1 protein-coding gene is annotated in these 1254 nt (G+C 71.2%); it reads left to right on the top strand.

Translation table 11 applies throughout. The features are described from left to right. A partial coding sequence (locus ABZ281_RS49815; protein ID WP_356665505.1) for a trypsin-like peptidase domain-containing protein occupies window positions 1-1099 on the top strand: 1099 nt, incomplete at its 5' end. Window positions 1100-1254 lie beyond the last annotated feature (155 nt).

Below are 1254 nucleotides of genomic sequence, written 5' to 3'. Positions count from 1 at the left end.
GGTCGCCGCGGTCCTGGTGGCCGCGCTGGTGGCGGGCGGGGTCGGTGGCGGGGTCGGCTACGTGCTGGCGAAGGACAACGACGAGAGCACCGGCTCGACGACGGTCTCGGCCTCCGCGAACGGCGGTGACGTCAAGCGCGACCCGGGCACGACCGCGGGTGTCGCCGCCAAGGCGCTGCCGAGCACGGTCACGATCGAGGCCGAGAGCACCAGCGGCGAGGGCGGCACCGGCACGGGCTTCGTCTTCGACAAGCAGGGCCACATCGTCACCAACAACCACGTGGTGGCGGACGCGGTGGACGGCGGCAAGCTCACGGCGACCTTCCCGACCGGCAAGAAGTACGACGCCGAGGTGGTCGGTCACGCGCAGGGCTACGACGTGGCCGTCATCAAGCTCAAGGACGCCCCCTCCGATCTGCAGCCGCTCACCCTCGGCGACTCGGACAAGGTGGCCGTCGGCGACTCGACCATCGCGATCGGCGCCCCGTTCGGCCTGTCCGACACGGTGACGACGGGCATCATCAGCGCCAAGAACCGCCCGGTGGCCTCCAGTGACGGCAGCGGCAGCCAGGCGTCGTACATGAGCGCCCTGCAGACCGACGCCTCGATCAACCCGGGTAACTCCGGCGGTCCGCTGCTGGATGCGCGGGGCAATGTCATCGGCATCAACTCCGCGATCCAGTCCACCGGCAACGGCGGCTTCGGCACCGGCCAGTCGGGCTCGATCGGCCTGGGCTTCGCCATCCCGATCAACCAGGCCAAGTACGTGGCCCAGGAGCTGATCAAGAACGGCAAGCCGGTATACGCGAAGATCGGCGCGTCCGTCTCCCTGGACGACGGCTCCGGCGGCGCGAAGATCACCCCCCAGGGCGCGGGCGGCGCGGCACCGGTCGAGCCGGGCGGTCCGGCCGCCAAGGCGGGCCTCAAGCCGGGCGACGTCATCACCAAGCTCGACGGCCGGGTGATCGACTCCGGCCCCACGCTGATCGGCGAGATCTGGACCCACCAGCCCGGCGACAAGGTCACGATCACCTACGAGCGCGGCGGCAAGCAGCACACGGTCGACGTCACGCTCGGCTCCCGCGTCGGCGACAACTGACCCCCACCCGCCCGCACCGACCCGTTACCCTTGTCCCCGCGCCGCCGATCACGGCCGGCGCGGGGAGGTCTCCGAGGACGAGGGCCTGATCGAGGCCTTCACCTCGGGCGAGGACCTGCACACCACGGCCGCCTCCCAGGTCTTCGCGGTGGAGC

Source organism: Streptomyces sp. NPDC006265 (assembly GCF_040613555.1).
GTDB lineage: Bacteria > Actinomycetota > Actinomycetes > Streptomycetales > Streptomycetaceae > Streptomyces.
This window is presented reverse-complemented; position numbering and strand designations above follow the sequence as displayed.